Below are 16,071 nucleotides of genomic sequence, written 5' to 3'. Positions count from 1 at the left end.
TCCGATTGCCGGTTGCGTCCCGCGCCTACCATCGCTGTCATGGAAAAAAGCCTCTCGGGTCGCCATCCGGCGCGGGGGGCGTGCAGCGCTTCATACGGAGAGACGCACACATGCTGGACAAACTCGATGCGGAATTCGCGTTCGGCCGACAGGCGCTCGACGTGCGCGCCTACCGGCAGGAACTGCTGTCGTCGAACATCGCGAACGCCGACACGCCCGGCTACCAGGCCCGCGACGTCGATTTCGCGTCGACGCTCGCGCGCTCGCTGAAGCAGGCGAGCGGCGGCCTGGCGCCGAGCAATGCCGCGCAACTGCCGATGGCGCAGCCGGCCGGCGTGACGAGCGGCATGTCGATGGTGTCGACGGCGCCCGGCCACATGGCCGGCACCGCGAAGCTGATCCCGACCGGCGGCCCGTCGGACGACTACGGCCGCGCGCAATACCGGATGCCGTTGCAGCCGTCGCTCGACGGCAACACGGTCGATCTCGACGTCGAGCGCGTGCAGTTCGCGAACAACGCGCTGCACTACGAAACCGGGATGACCGTGATGACCCAGCAGATCAAGGCGATGATCGCCGCGATCACGACGAACTCGTAAGCGCCGTGTCCGAATCCGGACCCCGGCACAAGGAGCCTCCATGCCTTCGTTGATGAACATCTTCGGCGTCGCCGGTTCGGCGCTGTCCGCGCAATCGCAGCGCCTGAACGTCACCGCGTCGAACCTCGCGAACGCCGACAGCGCGACCGGCCCCGACGGCAAGCCGTACAAGGCCAAGCAGGTCGTGTTCGCGACCGATCCGCTCGGCGGCGCGCGCACCGCGTCGGGCCAGGGCGTGGGCGGCGTGCGCGTGACCAAGGTGATGGACGACCCGTCGCCGATGAAATCGACGTACGACCCCGCGAACCCGGCCGCCGACGCGAACGGCTACGTGCAGATGCCGAACGTCGATCCGGTGCAGGAGATGGTGAACATGATCTCGGCGTCGCGCTCGTACCAGGCCAACGTCGAGACGCTGAACACCGCGAAGACGCTGATGCTCAAGACGCTGACGATCGGCTCGTAAGCCGCGCGCCGCCCGACCTTTCCCTACCGAGACCCGGACCGACAGTTCCGACACAAGGCCACCCAGGATGACTTCCTCCAACACGACGATCGGCAGCAACGGCACCAGCGTGTCGACGCTGCCGACCGACACGATGAACACCAACAACGTGTCGTCGACCAACGGCACGTCGGCGAGCGACCTGCAGGCGACGTTCCTGAAGCTGCTCGTCACGCAGCTGCAGAACCAGGATCCGACGAGCCCGGTGGACAGCTCGCAGATGACGTCGCAGCTCGCGCAGATCAACACGGTGAGCGGCATCGCGCAACTGAACACGTCGCTCACGTCGCTGTCGACGCAGCTCGCGGCCGGCCAGCAGACGCAGGCCGCGCTGCTGATCGGCACGAACGTGCTCGCGCCGGGCAACGGCGTCGCGGTGAAGAGCGGCGCGGCGTCGCCGTTCGGCGTGTCGCTCACGAGCAACGTGTCGAACCTGACGATCACCGTGAAGAACTCGGCGGGCGTCGTCGTGAACACGATCAACGCGGGCGCGCAGTCGGCCGGCACCGTGCCGTTCAACTGGACGCCGACCGACGCGGCCGGCAACGCGCTGCCGGACGGCAACTACACGGTTAGCGCGCAGTACACCGGCACCGACGGCAAGACCTACGCGCCGACCGTGCTGGCCGCGTCGCAGGTGCAGAGCGTGATCAAGCAGGCGGACGGCACCGCGGGGCTGGTGCTGTCGAACGGCACGACGGTGGGGCTCACCCAGGTTGCGTCGATCTTCCCGAACACCAAGTCGTCCTCGTCCGGCGACACCACCACCAACTGATCGAGCTTTCTCGTAACGGAGACCGAAATGGGTTATCAACAGGGTCTGAGCGGCCTCGCCGGCGCATCGAACGCACTCGACGTGATCGGCAACAACATCGCGAACGCGAACACGGTCGGCTTCAAGTCGAGCACCGCGCAGTTCGCCGACATGTACGCGAACTCGGTCGCGACGTCGGTCAACACGCAGATCGGCATCGGCACGACGCTGAACTCGGTGCAGCAGCAGTTCGGCCAGGGCACGATCAATACGACGAACTCGTCGCTCGACGTCGCGATCAACGGCAACGGCTTCTTCCAGATGTCGAACAACGGCGTGACGACGTACTCGCGCGACGGCACGTTCCAGCGCGACAAGAACGGCTACATCGTCAACGCGCAGGGCATGAACCTGATGGGGTACATGGCCGACAAGAACGGCGTGATCAACACCGCGCAGACCGTGCCGCTGCAGGCGCCGACCACCAACATCGCGCCGACCGCGACGACCAGGATCACCGGCCAGTTCAACCTGAACTCGCAGGACACGGTGCCGACCAAGACGCCGTTCGACCCGAACGACCACACGACGTACAACTACTCGACTGCGATCCAGGTGTACGACTCGCTCGGCGGTTCGCAGGCGGTCAACATGTATTTCGTGAAGTCGGCGGCCGGCACGTGGGAAGCGTACGCGGGCGTGCAGGGCGGCGCGACGACCGATCTCGGCACGATCACGTTCAATTCGGCCGGGGCGATCTCGAGCACGACGACCGGCACGCCGGCCACGCCGACCGCATCGCTCGGCCAGTTCCAGTTCACCGTGCCGAACACCGACGGCTCGGCGACGCCGCAACAGCTCACGCTCGACCTGACCGGGACGACGCAGTACGGCGGCAAGGACGGCGTGAACAACCTCGCGCAGGACGGCTACGCGAGCGGCACGCTGACGACCTACTCGATCGGCGCCGACGGCAAGCTGACCGGCAACTACTCGAACGGCCAGACCGCCGTGCTCGGCCAGATCGCGCTCGCGAACTTCAACAACCCGAACGGGCTGGTGAACCTCGGCGGCAACCAGTACGCGGAATCCGCCGCGTCGGGCGTGCCGCAGATCTCGGCGCCGGGCAGCACGAACCACGGCACGCTGCAGGGCAGCGCGCTCGAGAACTCGAACGTCGACCTCACGTCGCAGCTCGTCAACCTGATCACCGCGCAGCGCAACTACCAGGCGAACGCGCAGACGATCAAGACGCAGCAGACCGTCGACCAGACGCTCATCAACCTGTAAGCGCGGACAACCGGCAGCCATGGACCGACTGATCTATACGGCGATGACGGGCGCGTCGCAGTCGCTCGACCAGCAGGCGATCGTCGCGAACAACCTCGCGAACGCGTCGACGACGGGTTTTCGCGCGCAGCTCGCGACGTATCGCGCGGTGCCGATGAATTTCGGCGACGGCAGCAACGTCGACCCGGCGACGACGCGCACCTACGTGCTGTCGTCCACGCCCGGCGCCGATTACGCGCCGGGTCCGATCACGCGCACCGGCAATCCGCTCGACGTCGCCGTGCAGGGTCCCGGCTGGCTGTCGGTGCAGACGGCCGACGGCAGCGAGGCGTACACGCGCGCCGGCAACCTGCACGTCGACGAAAACGGCCAGCTCGTCAACGCGAGCAACCTGCCGGTGGTCGGCAACGGCGGCCCGATCTCGGTGCCGCCCAACGCGGAAGTGACGATCGGCAAGGACGGCACGGTGTCCGCGCTGATGCCGGGCGACCCGCCGACGGCGGTCGCGATCGTCGACCAGCTGAAGCTCGTGAACCCCGATCCGGCCACGCTCACGCGCGGCAACGACGGGCTGTTCCGCACCGCCGACGGCAATCCGGCCGACGTCGACCCGAACGTGGTCGTCACGCCGAATTCGCTCGAAGGCAGCAACGTGAACCCGGTGACCGCGATGGTCGCGATGATCGACAACGCGCGCGCGTTCCAGCTTCAGTCGAAGCTGATCCAGACCGCCGACCAGAACGAGCAGACGGCGAACCAGCTGCTCAACTTCAGCTGAGCGCCCGCGCCAGCCTACGCAGGAGACCTGAAAAATGAACCGTTCGCTCTACATCGCCGCCACCGGCATGAATGCGCAGCAGGCGCAGATGGACGTGATTTCGAACAACCTCGCGAACACCAGCACGAACGGCTTCAAGGCGTCGCGCGCGGTGTTCGAGGATCTGCTGTACCAGACCATCCGCCAGCCCGGCGCGAATTCGACGCAGCAGACCGAGCTGCCGTCGGGCCTGCAGCTCGGCACCGGCGTGCAGCAGGTCGCGACCGAGCGCCTGTACACGCAGGGCGGCCTCACGCAGACCGGCAACTCGAAGGACGTCGCGATCAACGGCGCGGGCTTCTTCCAGGTGCTGATGCCGGACGGCACCAACGCGTACACGCGCGACGGGTCGTTCCAGACCAACGCGCAGGGCCAGCTCGTCACGTCGAGCGGCTACCAGGTGCTGCCGGCGATCACCGTGCCGCAGAACGCGCAGTCGCTGACGATCGGCAAGGACGGCGTCGTGTCGGTCACGCAGCCGGGCTCGAACAACGCGGTCCAGATCGGCTCGCTGCAGATCGCGACCTTCATCAACCCGGCCGGCCTCGAGGCGAAGGGCGAGAACCTGTTCGCGGAAACGACGTCGTCGGGCGCGCCGAACGTGTCGCAGCCGGGGCTGAACGGCGCGGGCGTGCTCAACCAGGGCTACGTCGAGGCGTCGAACGTGAACGTCGTGCAGGAACTCGTCAACATGATCCAGACCCAGCGTGCGTACGAGATCAACAGCAAGGCCGTGACGACGTCCGACCAGATGCTGCAGACCGTCACGCAGATGAAGAGCTAACCGGAACGTCCCGTCGTCGCCATGAAGCAGGTTCGCCTCCCCTCGTCAGCCACCGTCCGCGCCGCCTGCGCGGTCGCGGTGGCGGCGCTCGCCGGTTGCGCGCAGATCCCGCGCGATCCGATCATCCAGCAGCCGATGACGGCGCAGCCGCCGATGCCGATGTCGATGCAGGCGCCCGGCTCGATCTACAACCCCGGCTACGCGGGGCGGCCGCTGTTCGAGGATCAGCGGCCGCGCAACGTCGGCGACATCCTGACGATCATGATCGCGGAGAACATCAACGCGACCAAGTCGTCGGGCGCGAACACGAACCGGCAGGGCAACACCGACTTCAACGTGCCGACGGCCGGCTTCCTCGGCGGGCTGTTCGCGAAGGCGAACCTGTCGGCCACCGGCGCGAACAAGTTCGCGGCCACCGGCGGCGCGAGCGCGGCGAACACGTTCAACGGCACGATCACGGTGACCGTCACCAACGTGCTGCCGAACGGCAACCTCGTGGTGAGCGGCGAGAAGCAGATGCTGATCAACCAGGGCAACGAATTCGTGCGCTTCTCGGGGGTCGTCAACCCGAACACGATCTCGGGCGCGAACTCGGTCTATTCGACGCAGGTCGCCGACGCGAAGATCGAATACTCGTCGAAGGGCTACATCAACGAAGCCGAGACGATGGGCTGGCTGCAGCGCTTCTTCCTCAACATCGCGCCGTGGTGACGACGATGCAGACGACCCTGTTCAGCCGCCTGTCGGCCCGCGCGCAGACGGCCGCGCGGCTCGCCGTCGCGTTCGCGGCCGTAGCCGCGTGCGTGCTCGGCGCCGCGCCCGCGCACGCGGAGCGCCTGAAGGATCTCGCGCAGATCCAGGGCGTGCGCGACAACCCGCTGATCGGCTATGGCCTCGTCGTCGGCCTCGACGGCACGGGCGACCAGACGATGCAGACGCCGTTTACGACGCAGACGCTCGCGAACATGCTCGCGAACCTCGGCATCTCGATCAACAACGGTTCGGCCAACGGCGGCCCGTCGTCGCTGAACAACATGCAGTTGAAGAACGTCGCGGCCGTGATGGTGACGGCCACGCTGCCGCCGTTCGCGCGGCCGGGCGAGGCGCTCGACGTGACCGTGTCGTCGCTCGGCAACGCGAAGAGCCTGCGCGGCGGCACGCTGCTGCTCACGCCGCTGAAGGGCGCGGACGGGCAGGTGTACGCGCTTGCGCAGGGCAACATGGCGGTCGGCGGCGCGGGGGCCAGCGCGAACGGCAGCCGCGTGCAGGTGAACCAGCTCGCGGCCGGCCGGATCGTCGGCGGCGCGATCGTCGAGCGCGCGGTGCCGAACGCGGTCGCGCAGATGAACGGCATGCTGCAACTGCAACTGAACGACATGGATTACGGCACCGCGCAGCGGATCGTGTCCGCGGTCAATTCGAGCTTCGGCCCGGGCACCGCGACGGCGCTCGACGGCCGCACGATCCAGCTCGCGGCGCCGGCCGACTCCGCGCAGCAGGTCGCGTTCATGGCGCGGCTGCAGAACCTCGACGTGAGCCCGGACAAGGCCGCCGCGAAGGTGATCCTGAACGCGCGCACCGGCTCGATCGTGATGAACCAGATGGTCACGCTGCAAAGCTGCGCGGTCGCGCACGGCAACCTGTCGGTGGTCGTCAACACGCAGCCGGTGGTGTCGCAGCCGGGGCCGTTCTCGAACGGGCAGACGGTGGTGGCGCAGCAGTCGCAGATCCAGCTCAAGCAGGACAACGGCGCGCTGAAGATGGTGACGGCCGGCGCGAATCTCGCCGACGTCGTGAAGGCGCTGAACACGCTCGGCGCGACGCCCGCGGATCTGATGTCGATCCTGCAGGCGATGAAGGCGGCCGGCGCGCTGCGCGCCGACCTGGAGATCATCTAAATGGCAGCCACGCTCCCCAACGCAAACGACCTCACGCAGCGCTTCGCGCTCGACGTGCAGGGCTTCGATGCGCTGCGCGCGCAGGCGAAGCAGTCGCCGCAGGCCGGCGCGAAGGCGGTGGCCGGCCAGTTCGACGCGATGTTCACGCAGATGATGCTCAAGAGCATGCGCGACGCGTCGCCCGACGGCGGGCTGTTCGATTCGCATACGTCGAAGATGTACACGTCGATGCTCGACCAGCAGCTCGCGCAGCAGATGTCGACGCGCGGGATCGGCGTCGCCGACGCGCTGATGAAGCAGTTGCTGCGCAATGCAGGCGCCGGCGGCGACACGGCGGCCGACGTCGGCGCGGGCGGGCTGGGCGGTATGGGCGCCGGCGGCCTCGGCGCGGCCGGCAACGAAGGCAGCCTCGCCGCGATGAACGCGATGGCCAAGGCGTATGCGAACGCGGCGAACAACGGCGGGCTCGCCGGCGCGCGCGGCTATTCGGCCGGCAGCGCGCTGACGCCGCCGCTGAAGGGCGCGAGCGGCGTGCAGGACGCGGACGCGTTCGTCGACCGGCTCGCGGCCCCCGCGCAGGCGGCCAGTGCGACGACCGGCATCCCGGCGCGTTTCATCGTCGGCCAGGCCGCGCTCGAATCGGGCTGGGGCAAGCGCGAGATCCGCGCGGCGGACGGCTCGACCAGCTACAACGTGTTCGGCATCAAGGCGAACAAGGGCTGGACCGGCCGCACCGTGTCGGCGCTGACCACCGAATACGTGAACGGCACGCCGCGCCGCGTGGTCGCGAAGTTCCGCGCGTACGACTCGTACGAGCACGCGATGACCGATTACGCGAACCTGCTGAAGAACAATCCGCGCTACGCGGGCGTGCTGAGCGCGAGCCGCAGCGTCGAAGGCTTCGCGCACGGCATGCAGAAGGCCGGCTACGCAACCGACCCCAATTACGCGAAGAAGCTGATCTCGATCATGCAGCAGATCGGCTGACGGGCCGCCCGCCACCGCTTCGCCCGCCCTTTCGGACCGCGCCCGGCCCCCCGCCGCGCGCGGTTTCAACGTTTGCGCGAAATAAATCGCCGTTTCGATCTAAACTTTCGGTCAGCACTGCCGCTAAGTGTGAGAGACCTGCGACCGGGCCCCCGTTCTGGCCCGGTTTTATCGCGCACCGGTTGCCCCGGGCGCCCATGACAAGAAAGACCGGCTAGCCATGAATATCGAAACGTCGACGGACCCCAGCCTGGATGCAGGCCACTCCGGGCCCGACTATGCCCGCCGCAATCCGCTGGAAATCGGCGTGCAACTGCGCAACCTCGTGAATCGCGGCGATTTCCTGACCGTCCAGTACCCCGGCGGCCAGCTCGTCACGCGTCTGCTCGAGGTCGACGTCGGCGCGCGGACGTTCACGTTCGACTGGGGTGCGCTGTCCGAGCAGAACGCCGGCATCCTCGGCGCGTCGCACTGCACGTTCGCGGCCGCGCCGGAGGGCGTGCGCGTCGAATTCGCCACGGGCACGCCGCGCGAGACGCGCTACGAGGGGCTGCCCGCGTTCGTCGCCGATTTCCCCGACGTGCTGGTCTGCATCCAGCGCCGCGAATATTTCCGCGTCGACGCGCCGATCGTCGATCCGTTCCTGTGCCGCGGCAAGCTGCCGGACGGCGAAAGCTTCCTGTTCGAGGTGCACAACCTGTCGCTCGGCGGCGTGGGGCTGCGCACGGCCGACGAGCGCGTCGAGGCGCTCGAGGTCGGCACGCTGCTGCCGGACGTCGAGCTCGAGCTGACCGGCCACGGCAAGCTGTCGCTCGACCTGCAGCTGGTGTCGCAGCGTTCGACGCAGATGCCGAACGGGTCGCGACGCTACCAGCTCGGCTTTCGCTACATGTCGCTGCCGGGCAGCGCGGAGAACACGCTGCAGCGGCTGATCACGCAGCTCGAAATGAAGCGCCGCTCGCTCGCGCGGGCCTGACGCGCACCCGGCGGGCGGCCCGTCGCGGGCCGCCCGCGCAACGGCGCCGGCGCGCCCGCCGGCCGCTTCGAGCGGCGCCGCACGCCCGTGCGGCGCGCGTGCATTTTTTCCTCAATTTTTTCGATCCGCGGCCGTTATACCGGGAGTCACGCAACCCGGCGGCCGCAGCGCGGCCGGCTCATCAGGATCGCGCATGTCCAACACACTCATGAACCTCGGCGTCAGCGGCCTGAATGCCGCGCTCTGGGGCCTCACGACGACCGGCCAGAACATCAGCAACGCCGCGACGCCGGGCTATTCGGTCGAACGCCCCGTCTATGCCGAGGCAAGCGGGCAGTACACCAGCAGCGGCTACATGCCGCAGGGCGTGAGTACCGTCACCGTGCAGCGGCAGTACAGCCAGTACCTGAGCGACCAGCTGAACGGCGCGCAGACGCAGGGCGGCGCGCTGTCGACGTGGTATTCGCTCGTCACGCAGCTGAACAACTACATCGGCAGCCCGACGGCCGGCATCTCGACCGCGATCACGAACTACTTCACCGGGATGCAGAACGTCGCGAACAGCGCGTCCGACTCGTCGGTGCGGCAGACCGCGATGAGCAATGCGCAGACGCTCGCGAACCAGATCACGGCCGCCGGCCAGCAGTACGACGCGCTGCGCCAGAGCGTGAACACGCAGCTCACGAACACCGTCACGCAGATCAACGCGTACACCGCGCAGATCGCGCAACTGAACCAGCAGATCGCCGCGGCGAGCAGCCAGGGCCAGCCGCCGAACCAGCTGATGGACCAGCGCGACCTCGCGGTGTCGAACCTGTCGAATCTCGCGGGCGTGCAGGTGGTGCGCAACAGCGACGGCTACAGCGTGTTCATGTCGGGCGGCACGCCGCTCGTCGTCGCGGACAAGAGCTACCAGCTCGCGACCGTCACGTCGCCGTCCGACCCGAGCGAGCTGACCGTCGTGTCGCAGGGCATCGCCGGCGCGAACCCGCCGGGGCCGAACCAGTTCCTGTCCGACACGTCGCTGTCGGGCGGCACGCTCGGCGGCCTGCTCGCGTTCCGCAGCCAGACGCTCGACCCGGCCGAGGCCCAGCTCGGCGCGATCGCGACCAGCTTCGCCGCGCAGGTCAACGCGCAGAACGCGCTCGGCATCGACCTGTCGGGCAAGGTGGGCGGCAACCTGTTTTCGACCGGCGCGCCGATCACGTACGCGAACCAGGGCAATACCGGCAACGCGGCGCTGTCCGTGTCGTTCGCGAACGCCGCGCAGCCGACCACCGGCGACTACACGCTCGCGTACGACGGCACGAACTACACGCTGACCGACCGCGCGAGCGGCACGGTGGTCGGCACGTCGACGTCGATGCCGGCATCGATCGGCGGGCTGAACTTCTCGTTCTCGTCCGGCTCGATGAGCGCCGGCGACAAGTTCACCGTGCAGCCGACGCGCGGCGCGCTGAACGGCTTCGGCCTCGCGACGTCGAGCGGCTCCGCGATCGCGGCGGCTGCGCCGTACGTGCCGTCGGCCACGACGACCAACACCGGCAACGGCACGATCGGCGGGCTGTCGGTCACGAGCGCGACGGCCGCGGCCAACCCGCACAACTACACGATCACGATGGGCGGCACCGCGGCCGCGCCGACCTACACGGTCACCGACAACACGGCCGTGCCGCCGACGACCGGCGCCGCGCAGCCGTACCAGTCCGGCTCGCCGATCACGCTGACGGCGGGCGTCACGGTCACGGTGTCCGGCACGCCGGCGGTGGGCGACACGTTCAAGGTCGTGCCGAACACGGGCGGCACGAACGACGGCAGCAACGCGCTCGCGCTGGCGAAGCTCGTCAACTCGAAGGCGTTCGGCAACGGCTCGACCACGCTGACGGGCGCGTACGCGAACTACGTGAACGGCATCGGCAACACGGCGAGCCAGCTGAAGTCGTCGAGCGCCGCGCAGACCGCGCTGGTCGGCCAGATCACGCAGGCGCAGCAGTCGGTGTCGGGCGTGAACCAGAACGAGGAAGCGGCCAACCTGATGCAGTACCAGCAGCTCTACCAGGCGAACGCGAAGGTGATCCAGACCGCGTCGACGCTGTTCCAGACCGTGCTCGGCCTGTTCAACTGATTTCGGGGTTCCAAGCGATGCGGATTTCCACTGCGCAGTTCTACCAGATGAACGTCGCTCAAATGAGCGACCAGCAGGCGCAGCTCTCGCAGCTGTACCAGCAGATCTCGAGCGGCGTGAGCCTCGCGACGCCGGCCGACAACCCGCTCGGCGCGGCGCAGGCCGTGCAGCTGTCGATGACGTCGGCGACGCTGTCGCAGTACGCGTCGAACCAGAACGCCGCGCTGTCGTCGCTGCAGAAGGAAGACCAGACGCTCATCAGCGTCAACAACCTGCTCAACAGCATTCACACGGTCGTGATCCAGGCCGGCGACGGCTCGCTGTCGGACAGCGACCGCTCCGCGTTGTCGACGCAATTGCAGGGCTATCGCGACCAGTTGCTGACGCTCGCGAATTCGACCGACGGCTCGGGCAACTACCTGTTCGCGGGCTTCCAGTCGGCCACCGCGCCGTTCTCGAACGCGCCGGGCGGCGGCGTGACCTACAGCGGCGACACCGGCTCGCGCCAGGTGCAGATCGCCGACACGCGTTCGATCGCGCAGGGCGACAACGGCGCGAGCGTGTTCCTGTCGGTGCCGATGCTCGGCAGCCAGCCGGTGCCGCTCGCCGGCGCGGGCAACACGGGCACGGGCACGATCGGCGGCGTGACGATCACGAGCCCGTCGGCCGCGTCCAACGCGCACCAGTTCACGATCGCGTTCGGCGGCACGGCCGCGGCGCCCACTTACACGGTGACCGACAACACCGTCGTGCCGCCGACCACGACCCCCGCGCAGCCGTATTCGGACGGCGCCGGGATCGCGCTCGGCAACGGCCTGTCGGTGCCCGTGTCGGGCAAGCCGGCGCCGGGCGACACGTTCACGGTCACGCCCGCGCCGCAGGCCGGCACCGACGTGTTCGCGGCGCTCGACACGATGATCGCCGCGCTGAAGGTGCCGATCAGCAGCAACACGGCCGCCGCGACCGCGCTCGCGAACGCGATGACCACCGGCACGACGAAGCTGAACAACATGATGACGAACGTCCTCACCGTGCAGGCGTCGGTGGGCGGCCGCGAGCAGGAAATCAAGGCGATGCAGGCCGTGAACCAGACCAACACGCTGCAGGTCAGCAGCAACCTGGCCGACCTGACGAGCACCAACATGGTCGCGACGATCAGCCAGTTCCTGCAGATGCAGAACGCGCTGACGGGCTCGCAGAAGGCCTACGCGCAGTTGCAGAACCTGTCGCTGTTCCAGTACATCAACCCCTGATGCACGACGCGCCGGCCGCGATGTGAGCGCGCGCTTACTTCGCCGCCGGCGCGGGCCGCCGCGCGCTGCCCCGCGCGCCTCGCGCCCGGGCGGGCACTTCGCCGGGCCGCGCGGTCGCGCACCGGTTCTCTCACGTGGGCAGACGCTTGCGTACCTGGCCGCACCGCTTGCCGACTCCGCGTACCGGTCCGCTTGCCAGCCCCATTTCCGCTCCGTAAACTCGCGCCAGATTCCAGACCGGCGCATCCCTGGCAGCCGGCGACCGACGACCGACAGGAGCGCTTTCCCCATGTCCGATTCCTACTTCCCGCGCTGGCGGGTCCAACCGACCGGCGCGGCCTCGCGCGTGGTCGGCCCCGACGAGCGCCTCGCGTGGCCGCAGATGGTCGCGATGGGCGTGCAGCACGTCGTCGCGATGTTCGGCTCGACCGTGCTTGCGCCGCTGCTGATGGGCTTCGACCCGAACCTGTGCATCTTCATGTCGGGCATCGGCACGCTGCTGTTCTTCGTGCTGGTGGGCGGCCGCGTGCCGAGCTATCTCGGCTCGAGCTTCGCGTTCATCGGCCTCGTGATCGCGGTGACGGGCTACGGCGGCAGCGGGCCGAACCCGAACATTCCGGTCGCGCTCGGCGGGATCGTCGCGTGCGGCGTCGTGTACGTCGCGCTCGGCGCGCTGGTGCAGGCGATCGGCACGCGCTGGATCGAGACGCTGATGCCGCCGGTCGTGACCGGCGCGGTGGTCGCTGTGATCGGGCTGAACCTCGCGCCGATCGCGGTCAAGGGCGTGTCGGGCTCGACCTTCGAATCGGTGATGGCGCTCGTCACGGTGCTGTGCGTCGGCGGCGTCGCGGTGTTCGCGCGCGGGATGATGCAACGCCTGCTGATCCTCGTCGGGCTCGCGATCGCCTACGCGATCTACGCGATCGCGACCAACGGGATGGGCCTCGGCAAGCCGATCGATTTCGCGATCGTCGCGCAGGCCGCGTGGTTCGGCGTGCCGAGCTTCCGCGCACCGGTGTTCGATCCGCACGCGATGCTGATGCTCGCGCCGATCGCGGTGATCCTGGTCGCGGAGAACCTCGGCCACATCAAGGCCGTCAGCGCGATGACGGGCACCAACCTCGACCGCTACGTCGGCCGCGCGTTCATCGGCGACGGGCTCGCGACGATCGTGTCGGGCAGCGTCGGCGGCACGGGCGTGACCACCTATGCGGAGAACATCGGCGTGATGGCCGTCACGCGGATCTATTCGACGCTGGTGTTCGCGCTCGCCGCGCTGATCGCGATCGGGCTCGGCTTTTCGCCGAAGTTCGGCGCGGTGATCCAGACGATCCCCGGCCCCGTGCTCGGCGGCGTGTCGATCGTCGTGTTCGGGCTGATCGCGGTGACGGGCGCGCGGATCTGGGTCGTCAACAAGGTCGACTTCTCCGACAACCGCAACCTGATCGTCGCGGCCGTCACGCTGGTGCTCGGCGCCGGCGACTTCTCGCTGAAGTTCGGCGGCTTCGGGCTCGGCGGGATCGGCACCGCGACCTTCGGCGCGATCATCCTGTACGCGATCCTGCGCAAGGAAAAGGAACCGGGCCCGGTGGTGTGAGCCGACGGCGGGCGGTGCAGGGCCGCCCGCCGGCGCGCGTTCATGCGCCGGTATTCGACTGCCCCTGCAGCCACGCGCAGAATTGCGCGATGAGCGGATCGTCGGCCGGCGCGCCCGGCGTGATCCACCAGTAGCTGCGCGTCGCGATGCGCGGCCCGTCGAGCGGCATCACCAGGCGCCCGCTCGCGAGTTCGTCGTCGATCAGCGGCAACGGGCCGAGCGCGACGCCGAGCCCGTCGACGGCCGCCTGCAGCGCCAGGTAGAAGTGGTCGAACGACTGCCGCTTGCGCCCCTTCATCGCGACGCCGGCCGCCGCGAACCAGTCGCGCCAGCCTTCCGGCCGCGTATCCGAATGCAGCAGCACGTGCCGCGCGAGATCGTCCGCGCGGCCGATCGGCGCGCGCTTGAGCAGTGCCGGGCTGCACACCGGAATCACGCTTTCGTCGAGGAAGTGGCCGCTCGTGCAGTTCGGCCAGTGGCCGGGGCCACGGCGGATCGCGACGTCGAAGCCGTTCAGCGTGTCGAGCGGCGCGTTCGACGTCGACAGCTTCAGCTCGACGTTCGGCACGTCGCGCTGGAACCGCGACAGCCGCGGCAGCAGCCATTTCATCGCGAAGGTCGGCAGCGCGTTGATGCGCAGCACGCGTGCCGCGCCGGTGTGGCGCAACTGCTCGGTCGCGTGCGCGATGCTGTCGAACGCCGCGCGCACGGTGTCCAGGTAGCGGCGGCCCTCGTCGGTGAGCTTCACGCGCTTGCCGTAGCGGTGGAACACCGGCTTGCCGAGCCACGCCTCGAACCCGGCGATCTGCCGGCTGATGGCACCGTGAGTCACATGCAGCTCGTCGCCGGCGGCGCTGAAGCTTTCATGTCGTGCCGCGGCTTCAAAGGCCCGAAGCGCGGAAAAGGGCGGGAGATCGCGTGCCATGCTTGTGATTCTAGATCACAAGGGCGCGCCGATAAAATCGTTTTGCCGGAATCCCGAACGGCGGTAACCTCGATTCACCGTTTGATGAGGAGCCCCATGCAATCCGCTTTGCCGTCTGCCTCTCCGCCGCCTGCCTCCCCGCCGCCTGCCGCGTCCCCTCGCGGCGTCGGCCTCGCCGAGCTGTTCACCGGTTTCCTGTCGCTCGGCCTGATGTCGTTCGGCGGCGCGCTGCCGTTCGCGCGGCGCACGATCGTCGACGAGCGCAAGTGGCTCTCCGCCGACGAATTCACCGATCTGCTCGGCCTGTGCCAGTTCCTGCCGGGCGGCAACGTGATCAATCTGTCGGTCGCCGTCGGCATGCGATTTCGCGGCGTCGCCGGCGCGTTCGCCGGCATTCTCGGGCTGATCGCGGGCCCGACGCTCGTCGTCGTCGCGCTCGGCGTGCTGTACGCGAAGACCCAGAGCGATCCGCGCGTGCAGCACCTGTTCGCGGGGCTCGCCGCCGCGGCGGCCGGCCTGCTCGTCGCGATGGCCGTGAAGGTCGCGAAGCCGCTGCTGCGGGCGCCGCGCACGGTCGCTGCGATTGCGGTCGTCGCGTTCGTCGCGATCGCGGTGCTGCGCATACCGTTGCTGACCACGATGCTCGTGCTGACGCCCGTCAGCATCTGGCTCGCGTCGCGCCGCCGCGACGCGGGCACGCCGCGGCCGGCGCCGGCCGCCGCGCCCGGCACGTCCGACTCGCCCGATTCGCAACGGAAGGGCCGGCCATGAGCGACACGCTGATCGCCATCGCGACGATCTTCAGCCAGTTGTCGCTGCTCGCGTTCGGCGGCGGCAACACGATCCTGCCGGAGATGCAGCGGCAGGTCGTCGACGTGCATCACTGGATGAGCGCGCACGAGTTCACCGCGCTGTTCGCGCTGGCCCAGGCCGCACCGGGGCCGAACATGATGATCGTGTCGCTGGTCGGCTGGCACGTGGCCGGCTGGGCCGGGCTGCTCGTCGCGTCGCTCGCGAAGTTCGGGCCGTCGTCGATCGTCACCGTGCTCGCGCTGCATGCGTGGGAGCGCTTTCGCGACCGGCCGTGGCGCCGCTACGTGCAGCAGGGGATGATGCCGGTGACGGCCGGGCTCGTCGCGGCGAGCGCGGTGCTGATTTCCGAGGCGTCGAACCGCACCGCGATCCAGTGGGGTATCACGGCCGCGTGCGCGGTGCTGGCGTGGCGCACGCGCATCCATCCGCTGTGGCTGCTCGCGGGCGGCGCGCTGATCGGGCTCACGGGCATCGGGCAGTGAGCGGCTTCGCAAGCCTGCCGCCGCGCAACGCGTCGGCCACCTCGTGCTTCAGCTTCGGCGTGAACGACGGATACGCGGCCACCAGCGCCGCGTACTGGCGCGCATCGATCTCGGCCGATTCGCGGTTGAACTTCCACACGGCCACCAGCGCGATCGCGGCGAACGGGATGACCGTGTAGCGCAGGAAGAACTTCTCGAGTGTCATTCGACGGCCCTGCGAAGAAGGGTGGCGCGGCGCGCGTGGCCGCGCCGGCGCGGGCCGGCCC

The 16,071-nt window shown here is 68.8% G+C and carries 16 protein-coding genes and 1 pseudogene; 15 read left to right on the top strand and 2 right to left on the bottom strand.

All coding sequences use genetic code 11. The features are described 5' to 3' along the window. Positions 1-110: 110 nt before the first annotated feature. The 13 genes from flgB (at position 111) to WS54_RS28765 (ending at position 13,585) form a co-directional block, all read left to right on the top strand. The gene (gene flgB, locus WS54_RS28830) at positions 111-599 is read left to right on the top strand and encodes a flagellar basal body rod protein FlgB (protein ID WP_034208605.1); all 489 of its coding nucleotides are present in this window, start codon (positions 111-113) and stop codon (positions 597-599) included. Positions 600-639: 40 nt separating this feature from the next. Further along, entirely contained in the window at positions 640-1,065 is a 426-nt protein-coding gene (gene flgC, locus WS54_RS28825; protein ID WP_006477560.1) for a flagellar basal body rod protein FlgC, read from the top strand. 67 nt (positions 1,066-1,132) lie between these two features. Further along, complete coding sequence (locus tag WS54_RS28820; RefSeq protein ID WP_034208604.1) at positions 1,133-1,879, top strand: flagellar hook assembly protein FlgD; 747 nt, start codon at positions 1,133-1,135, stop codon at positions 1,877-1,879. 27 nt (positions 1,880-1,906) lie between these two features. After that, positions 1,907-3,148, top strand: coding sequence for a flagellar hook protein FlgE (gene flgE, locus WS54_RS28815; RefSeq protein ID WP_034208603.1), 1,242 nt, complete (start codon positions 1,907-1,909; stop codon positions 3,146-3,148). Positions 3,149-3,167: 19 nt separating this feature from the next. Next, complete coding sequence (gene flgF, locus WS54_RS28810; protein ID WP_034208602.1) at positions 3,168-3,926, top strand: flagellar basal-body rod protein FlgF; 759 nt, start codon at positions 3,168-3,170, stop codon at positions 3,924-3,926. 34 nt (positions 3,927-3,960) lie between these two features. Next, positions 3,961-4,749, top strand: a complete 789-nt coding sequence (gene flgG / locus WS54_RS28805) for a flagellar basal-body rod protein FlgG (protein WP_034208601.1) — start codon at positions 3,961-3,963, stop codon at positions 4,747-4,749. A gap of 21 nt (positions 4,750-4,770) precedes the next feature. Next, a complete protein-coding gene (gene flgH / locus WS54_RS28800; protein ID WP_034208600.1) occupies positions 4,771-5,460 on the top strand; it encodes a flagellar basal body L-ring protein FlgH in 690 nt (229 codons plus the stop codon). A gap of 5 nt (positions 5,461-5,465) precedes the next feature. Beyond that, positions 5,466-6,647 (top strand): flagellar basal body P-ring protein FlgI, encoded by a 1,182-nt coding sequence (locus WS54_RS28795; RefSeq protein WP_059780820.1) that lies wholly within the window; start codon positions 5,466-5,468, stop codon positions 6,645-6,647. Continuing rightward, positions 6,648-7,634: a flagellar assembly peptidoglycan hydrolase FlgJ gene (gene flgJ, locus WS54_RS28790; protein ID WP_034208599.1), complete on the top strand. Its 987-nt coding sequence runs from the start codon at positions 6,648-6,650 to the stop codon at positions 7,632-7,634. Between the two features lie 220 nt (positions 7,635-7,854). After that, positions 7,855-8,610 (top strand): flagellar brake protein, encoded by a 756-nt coding sequence (locus WS54_RS28780; protein WP_034208598.1) that lies wholly within the window; start codon positions 7,855-7,857, stop codon positions 8,608-8,610. Positions 8,611-8,803: 193 nt separating this feature from the next. Further along, on the top strand, positions 8,804-10,735 hold the full coding sequence (gene flgK / locus WS54_RS28775) for a flagellar hook-associated protein FlgK (RefSeq protein WP_059780803.1): 1,932 nt from the start codon (positions 8,804-8,806) through the stop codon (positions 10,733-10,735). 17 nt (positions 10,736-10,752) lie between these two features. Beyond that, entirely contained in the window at positions 10,753-11,988 is a 1,236-nt protein-coding gene (gene flgL / locus WS54_RS28770; protein ID WP_034208596.1) for a flagellar hook-associated protein FlgL, read from the top strand. Positions 11,989-12,277: 289 nt separating this feature from the next. Further along, positions 12,278-13,585 carry a solute carrier family 23 protein gene (locus WS54_RS28765; protein ID WP_059780804.1) on the top strand — a complete coding sequence of 436 codons (1,308 nt, stop codon included), beginning with the start codon at positions 12,278-12,280 and terminating at the stop codon, positions 13,583-13,585. A gap of 40 nt (positions 13,586-13,625) precedes the next feature. Here WS54_RS28765 and WS54_RS28760 read toward each other — a convergent pair whose 3' ends face one another. Then, on the bottom strand, positions 13,626-14,510 hold the full coding sequence (locus WS54_RS28760; protein ID WP_059780805.1) for a transcriptional regulator GcvA: 885 nt from the start codon (positions 14,508-14,510) through the stop codon (positions 13,626-13,628). A 96-nt stretch (positions 14,511-14,606) separates the two neighbouring features. On the opposite strand from WS54_RS28760, the gene WS54_RS28755 reads away from it, so the two are divergent. Together WS54_RS28755 and WS54_RS28750 are read left to right on the top strand one after the other, a co-directional pair. Beyond that, entirely contained in the window at positions 14,607-15,281 is a 675-nt protein-coding gene (locus tag WS54_RS28755; protein WP_059780806.1) for a chromate transporter, read from the top strand. Beyond that, entirely contained in the window at positions 15,278-15,805 is a 528-nt protein-coding gene (locus tag WS54_RS28750) for a chromate transporter (RefSeq protein ID WP_006477572.1), read from the top strand. The genes WS54_RS28755 and WS54_RS28750 overlap by 4 nt, the downstream gene beginning before the upstream one ends. Before the next feature lie 4 nt (positions 15,806-15,809). Here WS54_RS28750 and WS54_RS28745 read toward each other — a convergent pair. Continuing rightward, a pseudogene (locus WS54_RS28745) lies at positions 15,810-16,010 on the bottom strand (hypothetical protein); the annotation flags it as partial. Positions 16,011-16,071 lie beyond the last annotated feature (61 nt).

It is taken from the genome of Burkholderia sp. NRF60-BP8, from assembly GCF_001522585.2.
Lineage (GTDB): Bacteria > Pseudomonadota > Gammaproteobacteria > Burkholderiales > Burkholderiaceae > Burkholderia.
The sequence above is the reverse complement of the archived record's forward strand: the minus strand, read 5'-3'. Positions and strand labels throughout refer to the sequence as shown.

Excerpts from the sequence above, each read along its gene's own strand:
- flgH (WP_034208600.1), top strand. The coding sequence starts at position 4,771 with ATGAAGCAGGTTCGCCTCCCCTCGTCAGCCACCGTCCGCGCCGCCTGC.
- flgL (WP_034208596.1), top strand. The coding sequence starts at position 10,753 with ATGCGGATTTCCACTGCGCAGTTCTACCAGATGAACGTCGCTCAAATG.
- WS54_RS28780 (WP_034208598.1), top strand. The coding sequence starts at position 7,855 with ATGAATATCGAAACGTCGACGGACCCCAGCCTGGATGCAGGCCACTCC.
- WS54_RS28820 (WP_034208604.1), top strand. The coding sequence starts at position 1,133 with ATGACTTCCTCCAACACGACGATCGGCAGCAACGGCACCAGCGTGTCG.
- flgB (WP_034208605.1), top strand. The coding sequence starts at position 111 with ATGCTGGACAAACTCGATGCGGAATTCGCGTTCGGCCGACAGGCGCTC.
- WS54_RS28765 (WP_059780804.1), top strand. The coding sequence starts at position 12,278 with ATGTCCGATTCCTACTTCCCGCGCTGGCGGGTCCAACCGACCGGCGCG.
- flgK (WP_059780803.1), top strand. The coding sequence starts at position 8,804 with ATGTCCAACACACTCATGAACCTCGGCGTCAGCGGCCTGAATGCCGCG.
- flgG (WP_034208601.1), top strand. The coding sequence starts at position 3,961 with ATGAACCGTTCGCTCTACATCGCCGCCACCGGCATGAATGCGCAGCAG.
- WS54_RS28760 (WP_059780805.1), bottom strand. The coding sequence starts at position 14,510 with ATGGCACGCGATCTCCCGCCCTTTTCCGCGCTTCGGGCCTTTGAAGCC.
- flgE (WP_034208603.1), top strand. The coding sequence starts at position 1,907 with ATGGGTTATCAACAGGGTCTGAGCGGCCTCGCCGGCGCATCGAACGCA.
- flgF (WP_034208602.1), top strand. The coding sequence starts at position 3,168 with ATGGACCGACTGATCTATACGGCGATGACGGGCGCGTCGCAGTCGCTC.
- WS54_RS28750 (WP_006477572.1), top strand. The coding sequence starts at position 15,278 with ATGAGCGACACGCTGATCGCCATCGCGACGATCTTCAGCCAGTTGTCG.
- flgJ (WP_034208599.1), top strand. The coding sequence starts at position 6,648 with ATGGCAGCCACGCTCCCCAACGCAAACGACCTCACGCAGCGCTTCGCG.
- WS54_RS28755 (WP_059780806.1), top strand. The coding sequence starts at position 14,607 with ATGCAATCCGCTTTGCCGTCTGCCTCTCCGCCGCCTGCCTCCCCGCCG.
- WS54_RS28795 (WP_059780820.1), top strand. The coding sequence starts at position 5,466 with ATGCAGACGACCCTGTTCAGCCGCCTGTCGGCCCGCGCGCAGACGGCC.
- flgC (WP_006477560.1), top strand. The coding sequence starts at position 640 with ATGCCTTCGTTGATGAACATCTTCGGCGTCGCCGGTTCGGCGCTGTCC.